Annotated in this window: 21 protein-coding genes; 6 read left to right on the top strand and 15 right to left on the bottom strand. The window is 70.9% G+C overall.

The window, feature by feature from the left end; translation table 11 throughout:
* Nucleotides 1-246: 246 nt before the first annotated feature.
* The gene (locus tag ACK4HH_RS07115; RefSeq protein ID WP_409650073.1) at nt 247-1,371 is read right to left on the bottom strand and encodes an aminotransferase class V-fold PLP-dependent enzyme; all 1,125 of its coding nucleotides are present in this window, start codon (nt 1,369-1,371) and stop codon (nt 247-249) included.
* Nucleotides 1,368-2,102 (bottom strand): isoprenyl transferase, encoded by a 735-nt coding sequence (locus tag ACK4HH_RS07110; protein WP_409650145.1) that lies wholly within the window; start codon nt 2,100-2,102, stop codon nt 1,368-1,370. The genes ACK4HH_RS07115 and ACK4HH_RS07110 overlap by 4 nt, the downstream gene beginning before the upstream one ends.
* 136 nt (nt 2,103-2,238) lie before the next feature.
* Between ACK4HH_RS07110 and trhA the strand changes: the two genes are divergently transcribed.
* Nucleotides 2,239-2,997 carry a PAQR family membrane homeostasis protein TrhA gene (trhA, locus tag ACK4HH_RS07105; protein ID WP_409650070.1) on the top strand — a complete coding sequence of 253 codons (759 nt, stop codon included), beginning with the start codon at nt 2,239-2,241 and terminating at the stop codon, nt 2,995-2,997.
* Nucleotides 2,998-3,001: 4 nt separating this feature from the next.
* On the opposite strand, the gene ACK4HH_RS07100 is transcribed toward trhA, so the two are convergent.
* A complete protein-coding gene (locus ACK4HH_RS07100) occupies nt 3,002-3,346 on the bottom strand; it encodes a hypothetical protein (RefSeq protein WP_409650068.1) in 345 nt (114 codons plus the stop codon).
* Nucleotides 3,347-3,433: 87 nt separating this feature from the next.
* On the opposite strand from ACK4HH_RS07100, the gene ACK4HH_RS07095 reads away from it, so the two are divergent.
* Nucleotides 3,434-3,838 carry a DUF4307 domain-containing protein gene (locus ACK4HH_RS07095; RefSeq protein ID WP_409650065.1) on the top strand — a complete coding sequence of 135 codons (405 nt, stop codon included), beginning with the start codon at nt 3,434-3,436 and terminating at the stop codon, nt 3,836-3,838.
* Between the two features lie 66 nt (nt 3,839-3,904).
* Complete coding sequence (greA, locus tag ACK4HH_RS07090) at nt 3,905-4,402, top strand: transcription elongation factor GreA (RefSeq protein ID WP_409650063.1); 498 nt, start codon at nt 3,905-3,907, stop codon at nt 4,400-4,402.
* Between the two features lie 50 nt (nt 4,403-4,452).
* Here the strand turns inward: greA and ilvA are convergent, their stop codons facing one another.
* Genes ilvA through ACK4HH_RS07060 form a run of 6 tightly spaced genes read right to left on the bottom strand, consistent with a single transcriptional unit; the run spans nt 4,453 to nt 10,824 of the window.
* Entirely contained in the window at nt 4,453-5,697 is a 1,245-nt protein-coding gene (gene ilvA / locus ACK4HH_RS07085) for a threonine ammonia-lyase (protein ID WP_409650059.1), read from the bottom strand.
* Entirely contained in the window at nt 5,694-6,851 is a 1,158-nt protein-coding gene (locus ACK4HH_RS07080) for an AI-2E family transporter (RefSeq protein ID WP_409650056.1), read from the bottom strand. Before ACK4HH_RS07080 ends, ilvA begins: the two co-directional genes overlap by 4 nt.
* Nucleotides 6,852-6,886: 35 nt before the next feature.
* A complete protein-coding gene (locus ACK4HH_RS07075; RefSeq protein ID WP_409650054.1) occupies nt 6,887-7,969 on the bottom strand; it encodes an ABC transporter ATP-binding protein in 1,083 nt (360 codons plus the stop codon).
* Nucleotides 7,966-8,781 (bottom strand): ABC transporter permease, encoded by an 816-nt coding sequence (locus ACK4HH_RS07070; protein WP_409650051.1) that lies wholly within the window; start codon nt 8,779-8,781, stop codon nt 7,966-7,968. Before ACK4HH_RS07070 ends, ACK4HH_RS07075 begins: the two co-directional genes overlap by 4 nt.
* Before the next feature lie 5 nt (nt 8,782-8,786).
* Nucleotides 8,787-9,689 (bottom strand): ABC transporter permease, encoded by a 903-nt coding sequence (locus ACK4HH_RS07065; RefSeq protein ID WP_409650048.1) that lies wholly within the window; start codon nt 9,687-9,689, stop codon nt 8,787-8,789.
* 10 nt (nt 9,690-9,699) lie between these two features.
* On the bottom strand, nt 9,700-10,824 hold the full coding sequence (locus tag ACK4HH_RS07060) for an ABC transporter substrate-binding protein (protein WP_409650045.1): 1,125 nt from the start codon (nt 10,822-10,824) through the stop codon (nt 9,700-9,702).
* A 167-nt stretch (nt 10,825-10,991) separates the two neighbouring features.
* Between ACK4HH_RS07060 and ACK4HH_RS07055 the strand changes: the two genes are divergently transcribed.
* Nucleotides 10,992-12,212, top strand: a complete 1,221-nt coding sequence (locus tag ACK4HH_RS07055) for a winged helix-turn-helix domain-containing protein (protein WP_409650042.1) — start codon at nt 10,992-10,994, stop codon at nt 12,210-12,212.
* On the opposite strand, the gene ACK4HH_RS07050 is transcribed toward ACK4HH_RS07055, so the two are convergent.
* Together ACK4HH_RS07050 and ACK4HH_RS07045 are read right to left on the bottom strand one after the other, a co-directional pair.
* On the bottom strand, nt 12,209-13,087 hold the full coding sequence (locus tag ACK4HH_RS07050) for a M48 family metallopeptidase (protein ID WP_409650039.1): 879 nt from the start codon (nt 13,085-13,087) through the stop codon (nt 12,209-12,211). The genes ACK4HH_RS07055 and ACK4HH_RS07050 overlap by 4 nt on opposite strands.
* A gap of 35 nt (nt 13,088-13,122) precedes the next feature.
* Nucleotides 13,123-13,701 carry a LemA family protein gene (locus ACK4HH_RS07045; protein ID WP_409650036.1) on the bottom strand — a complete coding sequence of 193 codons (579 nt, stop codon included), beginning with the start codon at nt 13,699-13,701 and terminating at the stop codon, nt 13,123-13,125.
* Nucleotides 13,702-13,796: 95 nt separating this feature from the next.
* Here ACK4HH_RS07045 and ACK4HH_RS07040 point away from each other — a divergent pair, with 95 nt between their 5' ends.
* On the top strand, nt 13,797-14,126 hold the full coding sequence (locus ACK4HH_RS07040; protein ID WP_409650033.1) for a DUF4190 domain-containing protein: 330 nt from the start codon (nt 13,797-13,799) through the stop codon (nt 14,124-14,126).
* A gap of 295 nt (nt 14,127-14,421) precedes the next feature.
* Nucleotides 14,422-16,428 carry a hypothetical protein gene (locus ACK4HH_RS07035; RefSeq protein ID WP_409650030.1) on the top strand — a complete coding sequence of 669 codons (2,007 nt, stop codon included), beginning with the start codon at nt 14,422-14,424 and terminating at the stop codon, nt 16,426-16,428.
* On the opposite strand, the gene ACK4HH_RS07030 is transcribed toward ACK4HH_RS07035, so the two are convergent.
* The 4 genes from ACK4HH_RS07030 to ACK4HH_RS07015 all read right to left on the bottom strand — a co-directional run.
* Nucleotides 16,425-17,600 carry a serine hydrolase domain-containing protein gene (locus ACK4HH_RS07030; RefSeq protein WP_409650027.1) on the bottom strand — a complete coding sequence of 392 codons (1,176 nt, stop codon included), beginning with the start codon at nt 17,598-17,600 and terminating at the stop codon, nt 16,425-16,427. The two genes, ACK4HH_RS07035 and ACK4HH_RS07030, sit on opposite strands and share 4 nt — an antisense overlap.
* A complete protein-coding gene (locus tag ACK4HH_RS07025; protein ID WP_409650024.1) occupies nt 17,597-18,589 on the bottom strand; it encodes a glycosyl hydrolase family 32 in 993 nt (330 codons plus the stop codon). The genes ACK4HH_RS07030 and ACK4HH_RS07025 overlap by 4 nt, the downstream gene beginning before the upstream one ends.
* 56 nt (nt 18,590-18,645) lie before the next feature.
* Entirely contained in the window at nt 18,646-19,470 is an 825-nt protein-coding gene (locus tag ACK4HH_RS07020) for a carbohydrate ABC transporter permease (protein ID WP_409650021.1), read from the bottom strand.
* The coding region (locus ACK4HH_RS07015; RefSeq protein WP_409650018.1) for a carbohydrate ABC transporter permease at nt 19,467-20,340 on the bottom strand (874 nt) is incomplete at its 5' end. The genes ACK4HH_RS07015 and ACK4HH_RS07020, both read right to left, overlap by 4 nt.

Below are 20,340 nucleotides of genomic sequence, written 5' to 3'. Positions count from 1 at the left end.
GGGAGGTCTTCGCAGCGGCCACCGGTGCTCCATCCCCGGGGACGCGGGCGACCCCGGACCAGTTGTGTGCGGTTCGGCCGGGAGTCTCAGGACGATCGTTCCGGCCGCCCCGATCGAGCGCGATGCCCGATGAGCGTCACGCTATGCCCGACCGCTCCCCCGGCCGGGAGCGACACGCGCGGGACACCGAGCCGTCATATTCGGCGCGTCGATCAGCACCGCGCCGTCACATTCGGCGCGCTCGCCTCACGCACTCGTGGTCGTCGAGAACTCGACGAGGGCCGCCTTCAGCATCTCGAGCGTCGTGTCGTCGGTCGACACGTGGGCGCCGAGCCGCACGCGCCCGCCCCGCACGGTGGCCGAGACTCCGTGGTTGTGCAGGGCCGCGGCGAGCGCGCTCACGAACTCGGGGTGCGGTTCGAGCGCGACGATGCCCGCGCGCTCGGCGTCGTCGCGGGGCGAGGCGACCTCGACCCCGGCCTCGTCGGCGATCTCGATGATGCGGGCGGTGCGCTCTTCGATGACGGCACGGATGCTCGGCACCCCCGCCGCCATGACGGCGTCCACGGCTCCGGCGAGGCGCGCCTGCGCGAAGGCGTCGGCGTAGCCCACGCGAAAGGCGCCGGCGTCGGATGCGGGCTCGACCACCTCGTGCAGCAGCTCGGGGCTGCCGTGGGCGAGCCACCCCGACCACACGGGCGTGAGTTGCTCCCGAGCCCGGTCGCTCAGGGCGAGAAACCCGGTGCCCTGACCGGCGCGCAGCCACTTCTGGCCGCCCGAGGCGATGACGTCGGCGAGCTCCCAGGGGGCATCCACGATGCCGGCGCCCTGAATGGCGTCGACGATCAGCAGGCGGTCGCCGATGACCTGGCGAATGCCCTCGAGGTCGACGAGGTGGCCGGTGCGGTAGTCGACGAGGCTGACGACGACGGCGACGACTGAGCTGGCGAGCTGGTCGCGCACGACGCCGGGAGTGACGCGCTCGTGCTCGGGCGTGATGGCGTGCGGCACGAGCACGCCGAGCGCCTGGGCGGCGCGGGTCATGGCGTAGCCCACCGAGGGGAACTCGTCGGTCGAGGCGGCGACCCCGCCGGTGAGGCCGAACATGACGTGCATGAGCGCTTGGCTCGTGCTCGGCTGAAAGACGATCTGCTCGGGGCGCATGCGCACGAGGGCCGCGACCGAGGTACGCACCCGCTCGTCTTGCTCGTCGAGCGTGGCGAACGAGCCGAAGCGCGCGTGCGAGAGCACATCGGCCATCGCGCGCTCTTCGGCGAGGGCGTGCTCGCCGATGGGCGAGAGGCGCGGGTGGTTGAGGTACCCGGGCTCTTCGGCGAATCCGGCGACGAGGGCCTCGAGTCCGGCGCTCATTGGCCGAACCGGCGTTGACGGCGCGAGAAGTCGCGCAGGGCCCGCAAGAAGTCGACCTCGCGCAGGTCAGGACCGAGCGCCTCGACGAAGTAGAACTCGCTGTGCGCGCTCTGCCAGAGCATGAAGTCGCTCAGCCGCTGCTCGCCCGAGGTGCGGATGACGAGGTCGGGGTCGGGCTGGCCGCCCGTGTAGAGGTGCTCGGCGATCTTCTCGGGGGTCACGAGCTCGGCGAGCTCGTCGAGCGTGCCACCGCTCTCGGCGTGGTGGTGAACGATCGCGCGCACGGCATCGGCGATCTCGCGCCGGCCGCCGTAGCCGACGGCGAGGTTGACGTGCAGTCCCGTCTTGGCCGCACCACGGGCCTCGGCGGCGTCGAGCTCGGCGAGCAGCGGCTCGGGCAGTCCGTCGCGGCTGCCCACGTGCTGCACGCGCCAGTCGTCGATCTCAGAGAGGTCGGCGGCGAGCGCCCCGATGATCGCGATGAGCTCGCGCAGCTCGGTGCTCTCGCGGCCCGTGAGGTTGTCGGTCGAGAGCAGGTAGAGGGTGACGACGCCGATGCCGGCCTCGTCGCACCACCGCAAGAACTCGACGATCTTCTCGGCGCCCGCGCGGTGCCCGTGCGCGCTCGTGCCGCCGACCCGCAGTCGTGCCCAGCGCCGATTGCCATCGAGGATCATGGCGACATGGCGCGGGTGGGTGGCGTCGGCCAGCTGCCGCCGCAAGCGGCGCATGTAGAGCTGGTAGAGCAGGCCGCGACCCCGGGGAGTTCTCGACCATCGCACAGAGCTACGGTAGTCCACCCGGCCGACGTTGTGCCGGGCATCCAAGAGTCGGACTCGATCGATGTGGCTCCCGTATCATCGCGGCATGACCTCCGCCGCCCCCGCCGACAACCCGACCTCCGCGACGGACGAGCCGGAGGATCCGGGCGTCGACCTGCCGAACGTTCCCCTGCTCGAAGAGTCGATCGAGTACGCGGCGCTCGAGAAGAAGCCGACCTGGCGGGGATGGATCCACGCGGGCACGTTCCCGCTCGCGATCGTGCTGGGCATCGTGCTCATCATCGTCGCCGACGGCGCCGCTGCGCGCTGGTCGAGCGGGGTCTTCGTGCTGTCGTCGCTGCTGCTGTTCGGCATCTCGGCGACCTACCACCGCTTCACGTGGAGCGATCGCACGCGCATCCTGCTGAAGCGCTTCGACCACGCCAACATCTTCTTGCTCATCGCCGGCACCTACACGCCGCTGTCGATCATGGCGCTGCCGCCCGAGAAGGGCTACCTGCTGCTCGTGCTGGTGTGGACGGGGGCGTTCATCGGCATCGGGTTCCGCGTGTTCTGGATCAACGCTCCGCGCTGGGCCTACGTGCCGCTGTACGTGCTGCTCGGCTGGGCCGCGGTGCTGTACATCGTCGACCTGTTCACCGCCAACGCGGCGATGATGGTTCTCGTCATCGTGGGCGGGCTCGCCTACACGGCGGGCGCGATCGTCTACGGCATGAAGAAGCCCAACCCCGTGCCGGGCGTCTTCGGCTTTCACGAGATCTTCCACACGCTCACGGTCGTGGCGTTCCTCTGCCACTGGACGGGCGTGCTGCTCGTCGCGCTCGACCCCCCGTTCGGCGGCTGAGCCCCTAGCGCTCGTCGGGCTGCTCGGGCTCGGGCTCGGCCGGCCCGCCCTCGGCGATCATGGTGTTCTCGGCCTCGAGGCGCTCGCGCACCTCGCCGCGGTAGCGCACGCGCCGGATTCGGCGCGTCATGTCGATGAGCAAGAAGATCGCGGCGATGGCCACGAGCGCGATCGCGATGAAGCCCTCGACCCCCGGCGTCACCGTGTTCGGGTCGAACCCCGGAGGCGTCGTCGGCTCGACCGGGTTCGGTCCGATGCCCGTGGGCACCACGTGGGCCGCCAGGGTGTTCCAGATCACAGGATGCTCCTCGGGGGTGTCGACGGGCGGCGCGGTTGAGGCAACCCTCACCTCGGCGCTCTACGCTGGCCTCCAGGGTAGCGATCGCACCTGAGCGGCTCACGACGGCCGCGCCGCACGAGAAGGGCTTCGACAGCCGTGACCAGCACGCAGCAGCGCCTCGACGAGCGGTACGGGCGCACGGCCGGGGCCGAGCGGCGCACGCGCACGGGCATGATCATCGCGGGCGTCGTCTTCGCCATCGTCTTCACGGCGTGGGTGGTGTGGGGCGGGCTCTCGGGCACGAACGCCGAGCTCGAGACGCGCGAGCTCGGCTACGCGAACGTCACCGACACCTCGATCGACGTGCGGTGGGAGGTCTCGACGACCCCGGGCACCGAGGTGTCGTGCGCGATCCAGGCCCTCAACGAGAGCTTCGGCATCGTGGGCTGGCGCATCGTCGACCTGCCGGCGTCGAGCGAGCGCACGCGGGTTCTCACCGAGACCCTGCGCACGGCCGAGCGGCCGGTCACCGGTTTGCCCTATCGGTGCTGGCTCCCGTAGCATCGCCGGAACCACAAGTCAGAACCGGCCCGCGGGCCGGTTCTGTTGCGTCAGGAGGGAATCGTCATGAACGACGCCGCGGGCACGACCACGCAGTGGCTCACGCAGGAGGCGCACGACCGCCTCGCCGCCGAGCTCGAGCACCTCTCGACGACGGGCCGCGCCGAGATCGCGAAGCGCATCGAGGCGGCGCGCGACGAGGGCGACCTCAAAGAGAACGGCGGCTACCACGCCGCGAAAGACGAGCAGGGCAAGATCGAGGCCCGCATCCGCACGCTCACCGAGCTGCTGCGCACGGCGGTGGTGGGGGTTCCTCCGACCGCGCACGGCGTGGTCGAGCCCGGCACCGTCGTGACCGCGACGATCCTCGGTGACGACGAGCGGTTCTTGCTCGGCAACCGCGAGATCGTCGGCGACGACAGCGACATCGACGTCTACAGCGAGGCGAGCCCGCTGGGCCAGGCGATCCTCGGCGCGAAGATTGGCGACACGGTCAGCTACACCGCGCCCAACGGCAAAGAGATCGCCGTGACGATCGTCGACGTGAGCACCTACACGGGCTAGAGAGTCGTCCGCGGGTCGTAGCCGGAACGCGCCAGCGTTCCGCGCGAACGCTACAACTGCGTCCGGGGGTCGTAACCTGCCTCGCGCAGCGCCCCGATCACCTGGTCGGCGTGCTCGGGTCCACGGGTCTCGATGTGCAGCTCGAGCTCGACCTGACTGATGGCGAGCCCCGAGCCGTGCCGCGTGTGCAACACCTCGACGACGTTGGCGTTCTGGTCGGCAATGATCTCGCTCGTGCGCGCGAGCTGGCCGGGCCGGTCGGGCAGCGGGATGCGCAGCTTGAGGTACCGCTCGGAGGCGGCGAGCCCGTGGGCGATGACGCGCTCCATGATGAGCGGGTCGATGTTGCCGCCCGAGAGCACGACCACCGTCGGCCCGCTCGCCGTGATCTTGCCCGTCATGATGGCGGCGACCCCGACGGCCCCGGCCGGTTCGACGACCATCTTGGCGCGCTCGAGCAGCACGAGCATCGCGCGCGCGATGTCGTCGTCGTCGACCGTGACAACCTCGTCCACCGCATCCCGAACGATCTCGAAGTTGAGCTTGCCCGGCTTGGCCACCGCGATACCGTCGGCGATCGTCGGCGAGATCGTGATCTCGGTGACGGCACCCGCGGCGAGCGAGACGGGGTAGGCCGCCGCATTCGCCGCCTGCACCCCGATGACCCGGATGCTGCGCCCGAGCTCGGCCGCGCGCCGCTTGAGCACGCTCGCCACGCCCGAGATGAGCCCGCCGCCGCCGATCGGAACGATGACGGTCTCGAGCTCGGGCACCTGCTCGAGCAGCTCGAGGCCCAGCGTGCCCTGCCCCGCCACGACGTCGACGTGGTCGAAGGGCGGGATGTAGACGGCGCCCGTGCGCTCGGCGAACTCTTGCGCGGCCTTGAGCGGCTCGCTCACGGTGTGGCCGCGCAGCACGACCTCGGCGCCGTAGTGGCGGGTCGCCTGCAGCTTGGGCAGGGCCACGCCGATGGGCATGAAGATCGTGGCCGCGATGCCGAGCTCACGGGCCGCGAAGGCGACGCCCTGCGCGTGGTTGCCGGCACTCGCGGCGACGACGCCGCGCGCCTTCTCGTCGTCGCTCAAGCGCGAGATGCGGTTGTACGCGCCGCGGATCTTGTACGAGCCCGTGCGCTGCAGGTTCTCGCACTTGAGGTGCACGGGGGCGCCGAGCAGGTCGCTCAGGTAGCGCGAGGTCTCCATGGGCGTGACCTCGGCCACGCGGCTGACGATGGCGCGTGCGGCCTCGACATCGGCGAGGCTCGGGCCGGCGATCGTGAGGGGGGCGGTGGTCATGAGCGCTCCTGGGGGGGTGCTGCGGGGGGCGGTTGGATGTCGCTCAGAGTCATGGGGTGCGGGATGACGCGCCAGCGACCGCTCGCGATGTAGCGCACGACGACATTGAGGAACGCGATGATCGGCACGGCGAAGAGCGTGCCCGGGATGCCCGCGAGCAGTCCGCCCGTGGTGACGGCCAGCACGACCGCGAGCGGGTGCACCCGCACGGCCGGCCCCATGATGAGGGGCTGCAGCACGTTGCCCTCGATCTGCTGCACGAGCAGCACACCACCGAGCATGAGCAGGGCGATGAACGGACCGTTGTAGACGAGGGCGATGAGCACGGCGAGTGCGCCCGTGACGAGCGCGCCGACGAACGGCACGAAGCTCGCGAGGAAGACGGCGACGCCGATGGGCAGGGCGAGCGGCAGACCGAGCCCCCAGGCGATGAGCCCGATTCCGAGGCCGTCGACGAAGGCCACGAAGATCTGCACCTTCGAGAAGTTGGTGAGCGTGATCCACCCCGCGCGGGCCGCCCCGTCGACGGCGGGGCGCGCCGTGCGGGGGAAGAGGCGCACGACGAATCGCCAGATGTTGGGCCCGTCGATGAGGAAGAAGAGCAGCGAGAACAGCACGAGCACCGTGCCGGTCAGCAGCTCAACGGCCGTCGTGCTCACCGAGAGGGCTCCCGTGACGAGAGGGCCGCCGGTCGAGAAGTCGAGCTCGGCGACGATGCCGTCGATCCAGCCGGTGATCTCATCGGTGCTGAGCCCGAAGGTGGTGCTGAGCCACACGAGGAACTCGTCGAATGCGTCGACCGACCGGTCTTGCAGCGAGGGCCACCCCGCGCGCACCTGGGCCACGACGAGCCAGATGAGCGCCGTGACCACGCTCACCAGCGTGAGCATGGCCGACGTCACCGCGAGCCAGTGCGGAAACCGCAAGCGGTGCTTGAGCCAGGTGGCGAAGGGCACGAGCAGGGCCGCGAGCAGCACCCCGATCAGCAGGGGGATGACGATGAGCCGCAGCTGAATGATCAGAAAGATCAGCACGCCGATCGCGCCGGCGACCACGAGCACTCGCCACGACCACGCGGCCGCCGTGCGCATGGCGGGCGCGACGGCGTCGACACCCGCGGGCGGGAGCGGATCGGCCTTCGGTCGCCAGAACATGGCGCCAGTCTACGAGCCTGGGCCCGGGCGGCGGCTCAGGGTCGCGCGACGGCGACCGGTCGCCCCGTGAGGCGCACGTGCACCGCCTCGCCCGCCGCGAGATGCCGGCCCACCTCGTGCTGCACCGTGACCTCGATTCCGCCGTCGAGCCGCACGCGGGTGCGGCGCAGCGAACCGAGGAACGACGTCGTCAGCACGACCGCGCGCCGCGCGTCGGCGTCGCCCTCCGCGGCGAACACGATGTCTTCAGGCCGCACGAGCGCGACCGCCGTGCCGCTCGGCGCGTCGGGGTCGATGAGCGGCAGTCGCTGCGCGCCCACGGCGACCGATCCGTCGACGACCGTACCCGGCATGCGGTTGCTGAGCCCCACGAAGTCGGCCACGAAAGCGCTGGCCGGGCGCGCGTAGAGCTCTTCGGGCGTGCCGATCTGCTCGATGCGGCCCGCCCGCATGACGGCGACGCGGTCGGCGACGGCGAGCGCCTCTTCTTGATCGTGCGTCACGAACACCGTCGTGATGCCGAGCTCGGTCTGGATGCCGCGGATCTGCTCGCGCAGCTGCACGCGCACCTTGGCGTCGAGGGCGCTGAGCGGCTCGTCGAGCAGCAGCACGCGGGGCCGCGTGACGAGGGCGCGCGCGAGCGCGACGCGCTGCTGCTGCCCGCCGCTGAGCTGGTGGGCGTAGCGGGCGCCGTGGTGGTCGAGGCCGACGAGCTCGAGCGCCTCGGCGGCGCGGCGGCGGCGCTCGGGTGCGGCGACGCGGCGCATCCGCAGACCGAATTCGACGTTCTGCAGGGCCGTGAGGTGCGGGAACAGCGAGTACGACTGGAACACCATGCCGATGTCGCGCTGGTTGGTGGGCGTGCCGATGACGTCGACGCCGTCGATGAGGATGTGGCCCTCGTCGGCGCGCTCGAGCCCCGCGAGCACGCGCAGCGCCGTGGTCTTGCCACAGCCCGAGGGGCCCAGCAGCGCCACGAGTTCGCCGGGGGCGAGCGCGAGCGAGATGCCGTCGAGCGCGGTCGTGCCGCCGGCGAAGCGCTTGACGACGTCGACGAAGGCGACGGGAGCCGCGACGCGCAGCGAGCCCGTGTCGGTGCGGTCGATCAGATCGTTCATGAGGTCCTCCGAGTGGTGCCGCGGCCGATCGCCCCGATGACGAGCAGCAGGGCGACAGCGACGAGCAGTGAGAGCAGGGTGACGATGACGGCGATGAAGGGGTCGTCTTTCTGCACGATGACGAGGGCCGTCTGCAGGTTCTGCCGGTTGAGCAGCGAGGCAATCGTGAACTCGCCGAGCACGACCGCGACCGAGATGAAGGCGCCGGCGAGCAGGCCGGGCCGCAGGTTGGGCAGCAGCACGCGCGCGATGACCGTCGGCCAGCTCGCGCCGAGCGAGCGGGCCGCCTCGGTGAGCGTGATGACGTCGATCGCATCGAGGTTCGACTGCACGGCACGGTAGGCGAAGGGCAGCACGAGGATTCCGTAGGCGAACGCGAGGGTCCACACGCCGCTGCCGGCGGCGCGCGCGATGACGCCGTAGACCGGGGCGAGGCCGACGACGAGCACGATCGCCGGGATGCTGATCGGCAGCAGGCACACGAACTCGAGCACCCGGCGCAGCTGCGGCAGCTTGAGCTGCACGACGATCATCGTCGGCACGAGCAGCACGAGCATGAGCGCGACGGTCGCGGCGGCGAGCACGAGCGAGTTGCCGATCGCCTGCCCCAGCACGCGGTACTCGGGCCCCAGGTCGAAGGTCAGCACCGTGATCCAGCGGTCGAGGCTGTAGCCGCCCTCGAGGCCGCGCCGCAGGGTGAACTCGACCATCGCGACGATCGGCACGGCGAACAGCAGGCCGATCGTGCCGAGAATGCCCCAGCGGGTGAGGCGGCTTGGCGTGGGCACTCCCGTGCCGGTGGATGCGCGCATCCCGCTCATCGCTGCCACCGAGACGCACGGCGCTGCAGCAGCGCGTACAGCGACATGACGAGCGCCATGACGACGATCATCGCGAGGGCCAGGGCACCCGCGAGGTTTTCGCGCCCGAGCAGCGTCTCGCTCGTGAGCGCGGCGCGGATCTGCAGCGGCACGATCGACTGGCCCTGGCTCGTGAGCGCCGCCGCGGTGGCGTAGCTCGAGAACGCGTTGGCGAACAGCAGCAGCAGCGAGCCGAGGAACGAGGGGGCCAGCACAGGCATGCCGATGCGCCACCAAAAGGTGGCCGTCGTGCCGCCGAGCGTCGCGCTCGCTTCGGCCCACTGCGGCTTGAGCGCCTCGAGGGCGGGCATGAAGATGATGATCATGAGCGGCACCTGAAAGTAGATGTAGGGCAGCACGAGGCCCGGCGACTCGTAGAGCCACACGCCGTCGGCGAAGATGTCGATGCTGAATTGCTCGCGCAGCAGCACCGTGATGAAGCCCTGGATGCCGATGGTCGCGACGAACGCGAACGCCAGCATGACGCCGCCGAACTGGGCGAGCACGCCGCTCACGGCGTCAATGCCCGAGCGCAGGGCGCCCTCGGGGCGCGTGCCGATGAGGGCGTAGCAGACGAGCGCACCGAGCACGGCGCCGACGAGCGCCGTGACCGCCGAGAGCACGATCGAGGTCGTGACGCCGCTCACAACGAAGGGGTCGGCGAGCGCCGCGAGGTTGTCGAGGGTGAACGCCCCCTCGCCATCGACGAAGCCCGTGCCGAGCGCGAGCGCGGTCGGCAGGCCGAGGAACAGCAGCACGTAGAGCCCGAAGGGCACGACCCCCCACACCGGGGAGGAGTACAGGCCTGCCGTGCGGGCCGACCCCCGAGGCGCGGTGCCTCGGGGGTCGGCCGTCGTCACGACGGGCGTGCTACTGGACAGCGGTCGCCCAGCGCTCGCCGAGCAGGGCCGCGGCGGCCTCGCTCTGCGCAGCGGTCGGCACGACGGTGTCGGCGGGCGCCTCGGGAAGCGCCGCGTAGAACGCCTCGTCGATCTCGCCGTTCGCGACCATCGAGGCCTCGAGCACGGGGCGGGCGCCACCCTTCAGCCAGAGGTTCTGCACCTCGGGGCTGTAGAGGAACTCCATCCAGAGGCGCGCGGCCGCCGGGTTCGGAGCGTCTTTGTTGATGGCCTGGTTGTAGTAGCCGGCGTAGCCGGTGCCGGGCAGAACGACGACCTCCCAGTTGCGCTGGCCGTCGAGCTCGGCCGCGTAGCCGTTATTGAGGTAGTCCCAGTCGAACACGACGGGGGTCTCACCCGAGGCCACCGTCGCCGGGGTCGGGTCGATCTTCACGAAGTTGCCGACCGCGTTGAGCTCTTCAAAGAAGTCGATGCCCGCGGTGAAGTCGTCGAGCGTGCCGCCGTTCTGCACCGTGGCCATGCCGACGGCCGCGAAGGCCGCGCCGGCCTGCGTCGGGTCGCCGTTGATGGCGACCTTGCCGCGGTAGTCGTCACCGAGCAGGTCTTGCAGGCTCGTGGGGGCCGGCACCGCGTCGGGGTCGTAGCCGATGGCCATGTACCCTCCGTAGTCGCCCCAGAACAGGCCGTCTTCGTTCTTGAGCTCGGCGGGGATGTCGTCCCAGCGCTCGACGAAGTAGGGCGCGAAGTAGTCGGTGCTCTGCAGCGCGACGGCGAGACCGAGGTCGAAGACGTCGGGCGCGGTGTCTTGCCCGGCAAGGTTCTCGGCGGCCTGGATCTCTTCGGCGCTCGAGGCGTCGGGCGACGCCTCGGTGACCGTGATCTCGGGGTAGCGCTCGATGAAGAGATCGATGATCTCGCCGTAGTTGGCCCAGTCGCGCGGCAGCGCGATGACGTTGAGCGCGCCCTCGGCCTTGGCAGCGGCCTCGAGGTCGGCGAAGGTGCCGAAGTCGGCGATGCTCGTGGCGGTCGCGGCGTCGACGCCCGACGCAGGGGCCTCGGTCGTGGCGCAGGCGCCGAGCGTGAGTGCGGCCGTCGTCGCAAGGGCGACGGCGGCGAGAGTGCGTGTGGTGTTCACGGATCCTCCGGGTCAGGCCGCGGCGGCTCGGGCTGTGTTCCGAGCGCGGGGAACCGCGACTGCTCCGCACGCTAAGCACGCTCAGTGACGCGCGGGGACGCTCTCGGTGAACGACCGGCCAACCCCCGACGACGACCACGGTCGGCGCGCGGCGCTACGGTGAAGGCGTGACGCGATTGACCGCCGCGCAGGCGCGCCGCCTCGCCCTCGCCGCCCAGGGCTTCGACCGCGCGCATCCCTCGTCGGTCGGCTCGCGGCAGCTCACCTCGACCATCGATCGACTACAGGTGCTGCAGCTCGACTCGGTCAACGTCTTCGCGCGCTCGCACTACCTGCCGCTCTTCGCGCGCCTCGGCGCCTACGACCCGGCCGACCTCGATCGGCTCATCTTCGCGCGCCGCGGCCGGTACACCGAGTACTGGGCGCACGAGGCGGCGATCATCCGCCGCGACGACTGGCCGCTCTGGCACTGGAAGCGCGAGGCGCTGCGCGAGCGCTTCACCCTGAAGAGCGCGTGGGTGCGCGAGAACACGGCGATGCTCGACTGGCTGCTGCGCGAGCTCGCCGCGAAGGGCCCGTTGACCGTCAGCGACGTCGAGCACGATGCGACCGAGCGGCGCGGCCCGTGGTGGGGCTGGAGCGACGTGAAAGAGGGCCTGGAGTACCTCTTCGCCTTCGGGGATGTCGTGAGCGGCGGGCGCCGCGGCTTCTCGCGGGTGTACGCGCTGCCCCACCAGATCGGCCTGGCGTCGCTGCACGCCGAGGCGGTGCCGCGCGCCGAGGCCGAGCGCGAGCTCGTGCTGCGCGGCGTGCGCGCCCTCGGCGTGGGCACCGTCGCCGACATCGCCGACTATCACCGTCTGAAGATCACGCCGACGCGGGATGCCCTGCGCTCGTTGCTCGAGACCGGGCAGGTCGAGCGGGTCGAGGTCGAGGGGTGGGGGCGCGAGGGCCGCGACGGTGAGGCGTTCGTGGTGCCGGGGGTGAGCATCCCGCGCCGCATCGAGACGACGGCGCTGCTGTCGCCGTTCGATCCGGTGGTGTGGAGCCGCGACCGCGCCCTGCGCATGTTCGACTTTCACTACCGCATCGAGATCTACACGCCCGCGGCGAAGCGGCAGTACGGCTACTACTCGCTGCCCGTGCTCGTCGACGACCGGGTGCTGGGCCGCATCGACCTCAAGAGCGATCGAGCGGCCGGCGTGCTGCGCGTGCAGAGCGCGTGGGTCGAGCCGGGGGCCTCGGCCGCCGAGCTCGCGGCGCGCGTGGCGCCCGTGCTGCGCCGCGCGGCCGCCTGGCAGGGGCTCGACGGCGTCGTCGTGGCCGAGCCGCTCTGGGGCGATGCGGCGGCGGCCGTGCGCGCCGCGCTCGCGCAGCCGACGAGCTAGAAGCGGTTCGAGTTCTCGATCAGGCGCTTGACCCGCTCGGGGATGGGCGGGTGGGTCGCGAACATGCGGTCCATGACGCCCGGCTTCATCGGGTCAGAGATGTAGAGGTGCGCCATGGTCGAGTTCTGGCGGCGCATCGGGCGCGCGTAGTCGCCGAGCTTCTGCAGCGCGCTCGCGAGGGCCTCGGGGTCGCGCGTCGTTAGGGCGCCCGTCGCGTCGGCGAGGTACTCGCGCTGCCGCGAGACGGCGGCCTGCACGACCGCGGCGACGAGCGGGGCGATGACCATGGCGGCGAGGCCGAGCACGAGCATGATTGGGTTGCCGTTGTTGTTGCGGCTGCCGCCCCAGAAGGCCATGCGCATGAGCATGTCGGCGATGAAACCGACGGCGACAACGAGGCCGAAGACGATCGTCGAGACGCGGATGTCGTAGTTCTTGACGTGCCCCATCTCGTGCGCCATGACGCCCGCGAGCTCGCGGTCGGTCATGAGCTCGAGCAGGCCCGTCGTCGCCGCGACGCTCGCGTGCTTCGGGTCGCGGCCCGTCGCGAAGGCGTTCGGCGCCGGGTCGTCGATCACGTAGACGCGCGGCATCGGCAGGCCCTCGGTGATGGCGAGGTTCTCGACGATGCGGTAGAGCCGCGGGTTGTCGGCCTTCGTGATGGGATGCGCGCCGGCGAGCCCGAGCGCCTGCGAGCCCGCGGCGAAGTACTGCACGAGCGTGTAGATCGTGGCGCCGATGAGCGTGCCGATGAAGATCGTGAAGCCGCCGCCGAAGTAGTAGTCGGCGAACAGGCCGAGCAGCCCGATGATGATGACGAACAGCAGGATGATGAACACCGTGTTGCGCTTGTTCGCCGCGATGGCGCGATACACCTAGTCCTCCTGCCGCGGGTGAAGGATGCGGTGGATCAGAACTGCACGCGCGGCGGCTCGGCGATTGCCGCGGCGTCGGCGACCTCGAAGAAGTCGCGCTCGGTGAAGCCCAGGCCGCGCACGAAGAGCGTGTTGGGGAACTGCTTGATCTTCACGTTGAGCTCGCGCACACCGCCGTTGTAGAACCGGCGCGAGGCCTGGATCTTGTCTTCGGTGTCGACGAGCTCGCCCTGCAGCTGCAAGAAGTTCTGGCTCGCCTGCAGCTGGGGGTAGGCCTCGGCGACGGCGAAGATGCTCTTGAGGGCCTGCTGCATGTGGCCCTCGGCCACGGCCGCGTCGGCAGGTCCCTGCGCGCCGAGCGTCTCGGCACGGGCCTTCGTCACGGCCTCGAACACCTGCTTCTCGTGCGCGGCATAGCCCTTGACGGCTTCGATGAGGTTGGGCAGCAGGTCGGCACGGCGCTTGAGCTGCACCGTGATGTCGCTCCACGCTTCGTCGACGCGCACGTTGAGCGTGACGAGCGAGTTGTACGTCGCCCACAGGTAGATGCCCGCGATGACGACGAGCAGAACGAGAACGCCGATGATCGCGATTAGGCTGGAAATAGGGTCCATGCGAAAGGACTATACGGGGAACCGATGAAGGATTGCATCGCGCTTCCCTTGATTCTTGACCTATTCAGAACCAAACCTGGGAGGGTGTCAGCAACATGGAACTCTTGATCTTGGGCATCCTCATTGCCTTGGTGGTCACCGTGATACTCGTGATCGTCGGCGTTTCGAAGAGCCGATCCACAGATCCGCAGGTTCCTTCGAGCGGGGCGAGCAATTCCTTGGCACTCGTGGCCTTCATTCTTTCGTTCTTCGCGTCAGTACCAGCAGTCGTTTGCGGGCACGTCGCCTTGCGCCAGATTCGCCGCACCGGAGATTCCGGTAGGGGGTTCGCAGTCGCATCCTTGTGGATCGGTTACGTAGGCATCGCAACGAGTACTGTTCTCATCGCTGTCGCGATCGGTTCGGCTATCGCCACAACTGCTTGAGCTTCGGTTGATCTTGCGGCCGCTACATCAGGCGCGAAACGGACGAATGGCCAGCCGACGAGTCGAGCAGTCGACACCTGCAACGAACTGCATCTGAGCAATCGTTCGGTGCCCGCATTCCTGTTGCGAAAAGGGCCACCAAATCTTGACTAGCTTCCGTCCTCAACGCGCTTCTCCTTAGGCGGCAAGTGTTCGCACTTGCCGGAGTGCACGACGAACTCCGTCTGCGCGCGAGCGACGACAGGGTGAGTGCTGAGAGAATGTCCAGCAGACGGGTCGAGACGGGGGTGAGCGGATGCACGGGCGCGAGCGGCACGACCCCGCTCGCCGCGCGACCGCTCGACGCGGGCTCGCCGCCCTCGCCATCGCCGCCGCCGTGGCCCTGCCGCTCGCGGTGCTGCCCGCGGCTCCCGCCGCGGCCGCCGCCGCGTTCGACGTTCCGTCGAGCGACTTCGTCGCCGGATCGAGCGTCACGCTCTCGGGCACGAAAGACGTCGGCAGCACGCTGGTGATCCGGCGCGCCGGGCAGGTGGTGTGCACGGTCGCCGACCCCGAGGCCCTCGCGTGGCAGTGCTCGGGCATCGCCGTGCCGAGCGGCGTGCACGAGTTCACGGGCGACGAGACGCTCGCCGACGCCTCCACCGTCGCGCTGCAGCCGCTGACCCTGCGCGTGCTCGCGGCCCCCGCGATCGACGGGGGCGGCGCAGCCGTCACCACCACGGGGCTGTTCAGCGGGTCGGCGGTGCCCGGGGCGAGAATCCAGTTGCAGTCGATCGGCGGTGCCGGCACCACGACGCACCCGTGCCCCGACGCCCTCGAATCGGGGTTCTGGTCGTGCGCGATCGACCTCGCGAGCGGCACCTACGAGGTGCGCGCCCGCCAGTCGTCAAGCGCGATCGGCCCCGAGTACTCGGACTTCTCGGCCGCGGTCTCTGCCGTCATCGACCGCTCACCGCCGCGGGCTCCCACGATCACGTCTCCGCGACCCGGAACGACGCAGCTCGGCACGGTGACCGCGCGCGGTGCGGGCGAGCGCGGAGCCCTGCTGCAACTCTTCGTCGACGGCGCGCTCGCGTGCGAGACGCGCGTCTCGGGCTCGGGAGCCTGGGAGTGCCCGGTGCGATGGCCCGCGGCCGGCAACTACACGGTGCAGGCGCTGCAGCGCGACCGTGCGGGCAACTTCAGCGCGTCGAGCGCCCGCGTCGAGGTGCGGTACGCGCCGCGCGCCGACCCGCCCGCTGCGCGACCCGCGCAACCCGGCGAGACGCCTCCCCCGCCCGAGCCGACCGAGACGCCGCTGCCCTCACCGCTCGAGACCGACCCGCCGGCGCCGCCCGCGCCCGCCCCGCCCCTCGGCGTGACGTGGGGCACCCCGACGGGATTCGGCGGTTCGCTGCCGACGGCAGCCGACGTGATCGAGCGCGGTGGCTGGCTCGTCGCCCCGCTCGCGGGCATCGCCTACCTCGTACTCGTCGCACTGCCCCTGCGCGCCTTCGTGACCCATGTGCGGCCGCGCCTGCGGCGGCGGCGCATCGCACTGACCGGCCGCAACCGGCCCCGCGTCGTCGACGAGCCCCGCTCCGCCGTGCTCTCGCCGCGCCTCGTCGCACTCGGCACGCTCGGCGGCGCCGCGATCATCGCCGCGCTCTCGGGGGGCATTGACGGCGAGGTGCGGTACGTGCGCCTCACGGCCGCGATCGGCCTCGGCCTCGTACTGCTGAACCTGGTCGGGGTGCTGCTGCCCGCGCGCATCGCCGGTCGCGTGGCCCGGGTCGAGGTCGTGGTGCGGTTGCTGCCCGGCATTCTGCTCGTGGCGCTCGCTGCCGCTCTGCTCTCGCGCTTCGGCGGGGTGCAGCCTCCTTTGCTCGCGGGCGTGCTCATCGCGGCGAGCGCCGCCCTCGGTGCCGGCCGGCGCGCGCAGGCGGGCATCGCCGTGGCCCAGTCGAGCGGTGTCGCGGCCCTCGCCCTCATCGGGTGGGCGGTGCATGATCTGCTCACCCCGAGCACCGGGTTCTGGATGACCGTCGCGAGCGAGACGGCCGCTGCGGTCGCCCTCGGCGGGCTCGGATCGCTGCTCATGCTGCTGCTGCCCGTCGGGCCCCTGCCGGGCCGCACCCTGTACGCGGTCTCACCCCCCGCCTGGGCGGTCGTCGCGCTCGCCTCGGCGACCGTCGCCGGCGCGATCCTCGTCTCGGGCCCCGCGTTCCCCCTCGCCGCTCTCGTGCTCGCGGGCGCCGCGACGGGAGCGCTGCTGAGCGCCGCGGTCGTGTGGGTGCGCTGGGTCTCGCCGACCTGGCGCTAGGAGCGCGTCAGCAAACAGCCGCGCAGGGCATCGATGATGCGCGTCGCGCGCGGGTCGTCGGCCTCCATGACGTTGGTGACGAAGGCGAAGCCCACATCGTGCACGGGATCGGCGAACGCGACCTGCCCGCCCGCGCCGTCGTGGCCGAAGCTCGCGGGGGTGAGGTAGCGGCGCGCCTCGGAGTCGAGCTGGAACCCCATGCCCCATCGGGGCCAGGGCGGCGGTGCCGTGAAGAACGGCTGCCCGTCAGACTGCACGCGCAGGGCGTCGTCAAGGGTGTCGTCGTCGAGCAGCCGCACGCCGCCCTCAGCGACAACGGTCGCCGACCAGATGGTGGCGAGCGCTCGGGCGGTCGCGATGCCGCCCGCGGCCGGGAACTCGACGGCGTGCAGGCGCGGGTCGTTGAACCCGCCGTGCTCTGACACCAGGGCGGCCGGTAGCGCACCGCCGAGCGTCATCGCGCGGTCGGGCCAGTCGACGTCGCCGGGCGTGCGCGCCGCGACCTGGGTGTCGATGAGGGCCTGCAGCGTCGCGCCGACCGTGAGGTGCGCGACGCGCGGCTCGAGCGCGGGCGGCAGCCCGATCCACGCCTCGACCCCGAGCGGCTCGGCCACGAGCTCGGCGAAGTAGGCGCCCGGGGTCATGCCGGTCACGCGCCGGATGATCTCGCCCGCAAGCCAGCCCTGCGTGATCGCGTGGTAGGCGTAGGCATACCCCGGCTGCCAGAGCGGGGCCTGCTCGGCGAGGGCCGTCGTGACGGTCGACCAGTCGAGCAGCTCGTCGGTCGTGAAGTCGCGTGTCGGCGCGTTGAGGCCGGCGCGGTGGCCGAGCACGTGGCGCACGAGCACGCCGTGCTTGCCGGCCTGTGCGAACTCGGGCCAGTACGCGCTCACCGGGGCCTGGTAGTCGAGCCGGCCCTCTTGCACGAGCCGGGCGGCGAGCAGGGCCGTGAGGCCCTTGGTGCACGAGAACACGACGTTGAGCGTGTCGGCCTGCCACGGCTCGGCCGTGCGCACATCGCGCACGCCGCCGTGCAGATCGACGACGGGCGCCCCGCCGACCCGCACCGCCAGGGCGGCCCCCATGCGCTCGTGGCCGGAGAAGGCCTCGCGGAAGGCCTCGCCGACGGGCTCGAAACCGGGCGCGACGGTACCCGAGATGGTGGTGGTCATGCGCCCGCCACCGCCTCGACGGCGATGCGCAGGGCACCGTGCTCGGTCGACCACTCGAGGGGCAGAGGCCCCGCGATGCCGCCGACGAACTCGCCCTGCTCGTCGAGGTTGCGGAACGCGAAGAGCTGCCATTGGCCGTCACGATCGCGAACGGCGCGGGCGGCGTAGAGCGACTCGTCGTGCACGCGGTGCGCCGCGGCGGCATCGACGAGCCCGCGACCGGGGCCGACGGCCTCGTCGGCCGCGACCGCCCAGATGCCCCCGCGCTGCCCCTCGGCCTCGCGGGCACCGGCGAGCGCCGGGGTGTCGCACGAGAACAGCAGCACGCGGCGGCCGTCGATGTCGATCAGCTGCGGCACCTCGAGGTGCCGGAATCCGGCACCGGGGGTCGTGAGGGCCTCGACCGGCGCCCACGAGACCAGGTCGGGCGAGGTCGCGACGCCGACGACCCCGCGGTCGAGCTCGTCGGCCCCGGTGCGCGCGCGGGCCGTGACGAGCATCCACCACCCGCCATCGGGATCGGGCATGACCCACGGATCGCGCCACGCCTCCTCCGGCCACACCGAATCGCCCAGGCGCTCGTAGATCACGCCATCGGCCGAGAGCGATCGCTCGGGATGCTTGACCCAGGTGTGCAGATCGCGCGAGGTCGCCACGGCCACGGTCTCGATGTTGGCGTGGGCATCGGGTCGCAGGAACCGCGAGCCCGTGTAGAAGAGGTGCCAGGTGCCGTCGGCGTCGCGCACGACGCTTCCCGTCCACGTGGCGTGCGCGTCGATCGCGTCGGCGCCGCTCGGCTCGAGGCACACGCCGAGGTCGGTCCACTCGCGCAGGTCGGTCGAGACCGCGTGCCCGATGCGCGCGTTGCGGTGGCGCAGGTGCGGGTCGCCGAGCGAGCGCGGGGCGTGCAGGTAGAACAGGTGGAACTGCTCGCCGTCGTCGGCGAACCAGAAGTCCCAGACCCAGTGGTCGCGGAGGGAGAACGGCATGGTGGCCCTAACTGAGAGTGGTGTGGAAGGAGAGCGGTCGCGTGCGGCCAGGGGCGTCAGCCCTTGACGGCGCCCTGCAGCAGCGCCCGGATGAACTGGCGCTGGAAGATCAGGAACACCGTGATGGCAGGCACGATGATGATGAGCGCCCCCGCGTTGAGCAGCGGGATGCTCAGGTAGTACTGCCCCTGGAAGAAGGTCAGCGCCCCGGCGACCGTGCGGTCGAGCGGATCGGCGATGAGCACGACCGGCAGCAGGAACTGGTTCCACGTCCAGATGAACAGCAGGATGGTGAGCGCGCTCAGCGAGGGCAGGGCGAGCGGCAGCTGGATGCGGAAGAACTCCTGCCACAGCGTCGCCCCGTCGACGCGCGCGGCCTCGCTGAGCTCACGCGGAACGTTGACGAAGTGCGCGCGCATCCAGAACACCGAGAACGGCATGAACAGGCCGATGAGGGGCAAGATGACCGCCCACTGGGTGTTGAGGGTGCCGAGCGCCTGCGCCTGGTAGTACAGCGGAATGATGAGCGACTCGAACGGGATCGTGAGCCCGAGCACGAAGACGATGAGGATCGCCCGGCCGCCGCGCACCCGCAGGCCCCCGAGCGCGTAGCCCGCGAGCGTCGAGATGATGAGCGCGACCGGCACGACGCAGAACACGATGAACGCGCTCGAGCCCATGAGGCGCCAGACGTTGCCGACCTCGAACGCCGTGACGAAGTTGATCCACTGCGGGTCGGTCGGCCACGAGAGCCCGATGGGGTTGCGGTCGGCCGGCTGCAGCGCCGCCGAGAGCATGTTGACGAGCGGGATGAGGGTGAGCACGACCGCCACGAGCAGCAGCAGTCGGCCGAGCACCACTTCGGTGCGCGAGGTGATCATCGGTCGCCGATCCTCGAGAGCCGCTGGATGGGGAGCACGAGGGCGAGCACCAGCACCATCATGACGATGCCGAACGCCGACGCGAGGCCGACGTCGCTCTGCGTGAACCCGATGCGGAAGATGAGCAGGCCCGGCACGAGCGTCGCGCGCCCGGGGCCGCCCTGCGTGGACGTGTAGATGATGTCGAAGGTGCTGAGCGCCGCGATGACCGTGAGGGTCACGAGCACCGCGAGCTCTTGCCGCAGGCCGGGCAGCGTGATCGTGAAGAACTCGCGGAACCAGCCGGCGCCGTCGAGGCGGATCGCCTCGTAGAGCGAGGTGTCGATCTTTCCGATGCCGGTGAGCAGCAGCACCGTGCAGAGCCCCGTGAGCACCCACGAGCCGATGAGCCCCACCGCGGGCAGGGCGGTCGCGTAGTCGGCGAGCCACGGGCGCGTGAGAAAGCCCAGGCCGACCGTGCTGAGGATCTGGTTGACGGCGCCGGTCTGCGCGTACATCCACGACCAGGCGATGCCCGCCGCGGCGAGCGGGATGATCTGCGGCAGAAAGAGCACCGTCTGCGAGGCCCGCAGCGCGAACCCGTCGCGCATCGTGCGGATGAGCGTCGCGAGCACGAGACCCGTGCCGACGGGGATGATCGTGAAGAAGGCGATGAGCACGAACGAGTTGCGGATCGCCCCGAGCAGGTCGGGGTTGGTCAGCACCTGCGCGTAGTTCTCGAGGCCCACCCACGTGGCGACCCCGATGCCGTTCCAGTCGTAGAACGAGTACTGGATGCCCGTGGCGAGCGGGTAGATGACGAACGTTCCGTAGGCGACCAGGGCGGGCACGACGAGCAGCCAGCCTGCCCGGTCAGCCCGTCGGGCCGCT

Origin of the sequence: Microcella sp. (genome assembly GCF_046296455.1) — a bacterium.
Lineage (GTDB): Bacteria > Actinomycetota > Actinomycetes > Actinomycetales > Microbacteriaceae > Microcella.
Note: the sequence above shows the minus strand (reverse complement) of the source record. Positions and strands in the feature narration are given on the sequence as shown.

Excerpts from the sequence above, each read along its gene's own strand:
- ACK4HH_RS07115 (WP_409650073.1), bottom strand. The coding sequence starts at position 1,371 with ATGAGCGCCGGACTCGAGGCCCTCGTCGCCGGATTCGCCGAAGAGCCC.
- ACK4HH_RS07110 (WP_409650145.1), bottom strand. The coding sequence starts at position 2,102 with ATGCGCCGCTTGCGGCGGCAGCTGGCCGACGCCACCCACCCGCGCCAT.
- trhA (WP_409650070.1), top strand. The coding sequence starts at position 2,239 with ATGACCTCCGCCGCCCCCGCCGACAACCCGACCTCCGCGACGGACGAG.
- greA (WP_409650063.1), top strand. The coding sequence starts at position 3,905 with ATGAACGACGCCGCGGGCACGACCACGCAGTGGCTCACGCAGGAGGCG.
- ilvA (WP_409650059.1), bottom strand. The coding sequence starts at position 5,697 with ATGACCACCGCCCCCCTCACGATCGCCGGCCCGAGCCTCGCCGATGTC.
- ACK4HH_RS07080 (WP_409650056.1), bottom strand. The coding sequence starts at position 6,851 with ATGTTCTGGCGACCGAAGGCCGATCCGCTCCCGCCCGCGGGTGTCGAC.
- ACK4HH_RS07075 (WP_409650054.1), bottom strand. The coding sequence starts at position 7,969 with ATGAACGATCTGATCGACCGCACCGACACGGGCTCGCTGCGCGTCGCG.
- ACK4HH_RS07070 (WP_409650051.1), bottom strand. The coding sequence starts at position 8,781 with ATGCGCGCATCCACCGGCACGGGAGTGCCCACGCCAAGCCGCCTCACC.
- ACK4HH_RS07045 (WP_409650036.1), bottom strand. The coding sequence starts at position 13,701 with ATGGACCCTATTTCCAGCCTAATCGCGATCATCGGCGTTCTCGTTCTG.
- ACK4HH_RS07040 (WP_409650033.1), top strand. The coding sequence starts at position 13,797 with ATGGAACTCTTGATCTTGGGCATCCTCATTGCCTTGGTGGTCACCGTG.
- ACK4HH_RS07035 (WP_409650030.1), top strand. The coding sequence starts at position 14,422 with ATGCACGGGCGCGAGCGGCACGACCCCGCTCGCCGCGCGACCGCTCGA.
- ACK4HH_RS07030 (WP_409650027.1), bottom strand. The coding sequence starts at position 17,600 with ATGACCACCACCATCTCGGGTACCGTCGCGCCCGGTTTCGAGCCCGTC.
- ACK4HH_RS07025 (WP_409650024.1), bottom strand. The coding sequence starts at position 18,589 with ATGCCGTTCTCCCTCCGCGACCACTGGGTCTGGGACTTCTGGTTCGCC.
- ACK4HH_RS07020 (WP_409650021.1), bottom strand. The coding sequence starts at position 19,470 with ATGATCACCTCGCGCACCGAAGTGGTGCTCGGCCGACTGCTGCTGCTC.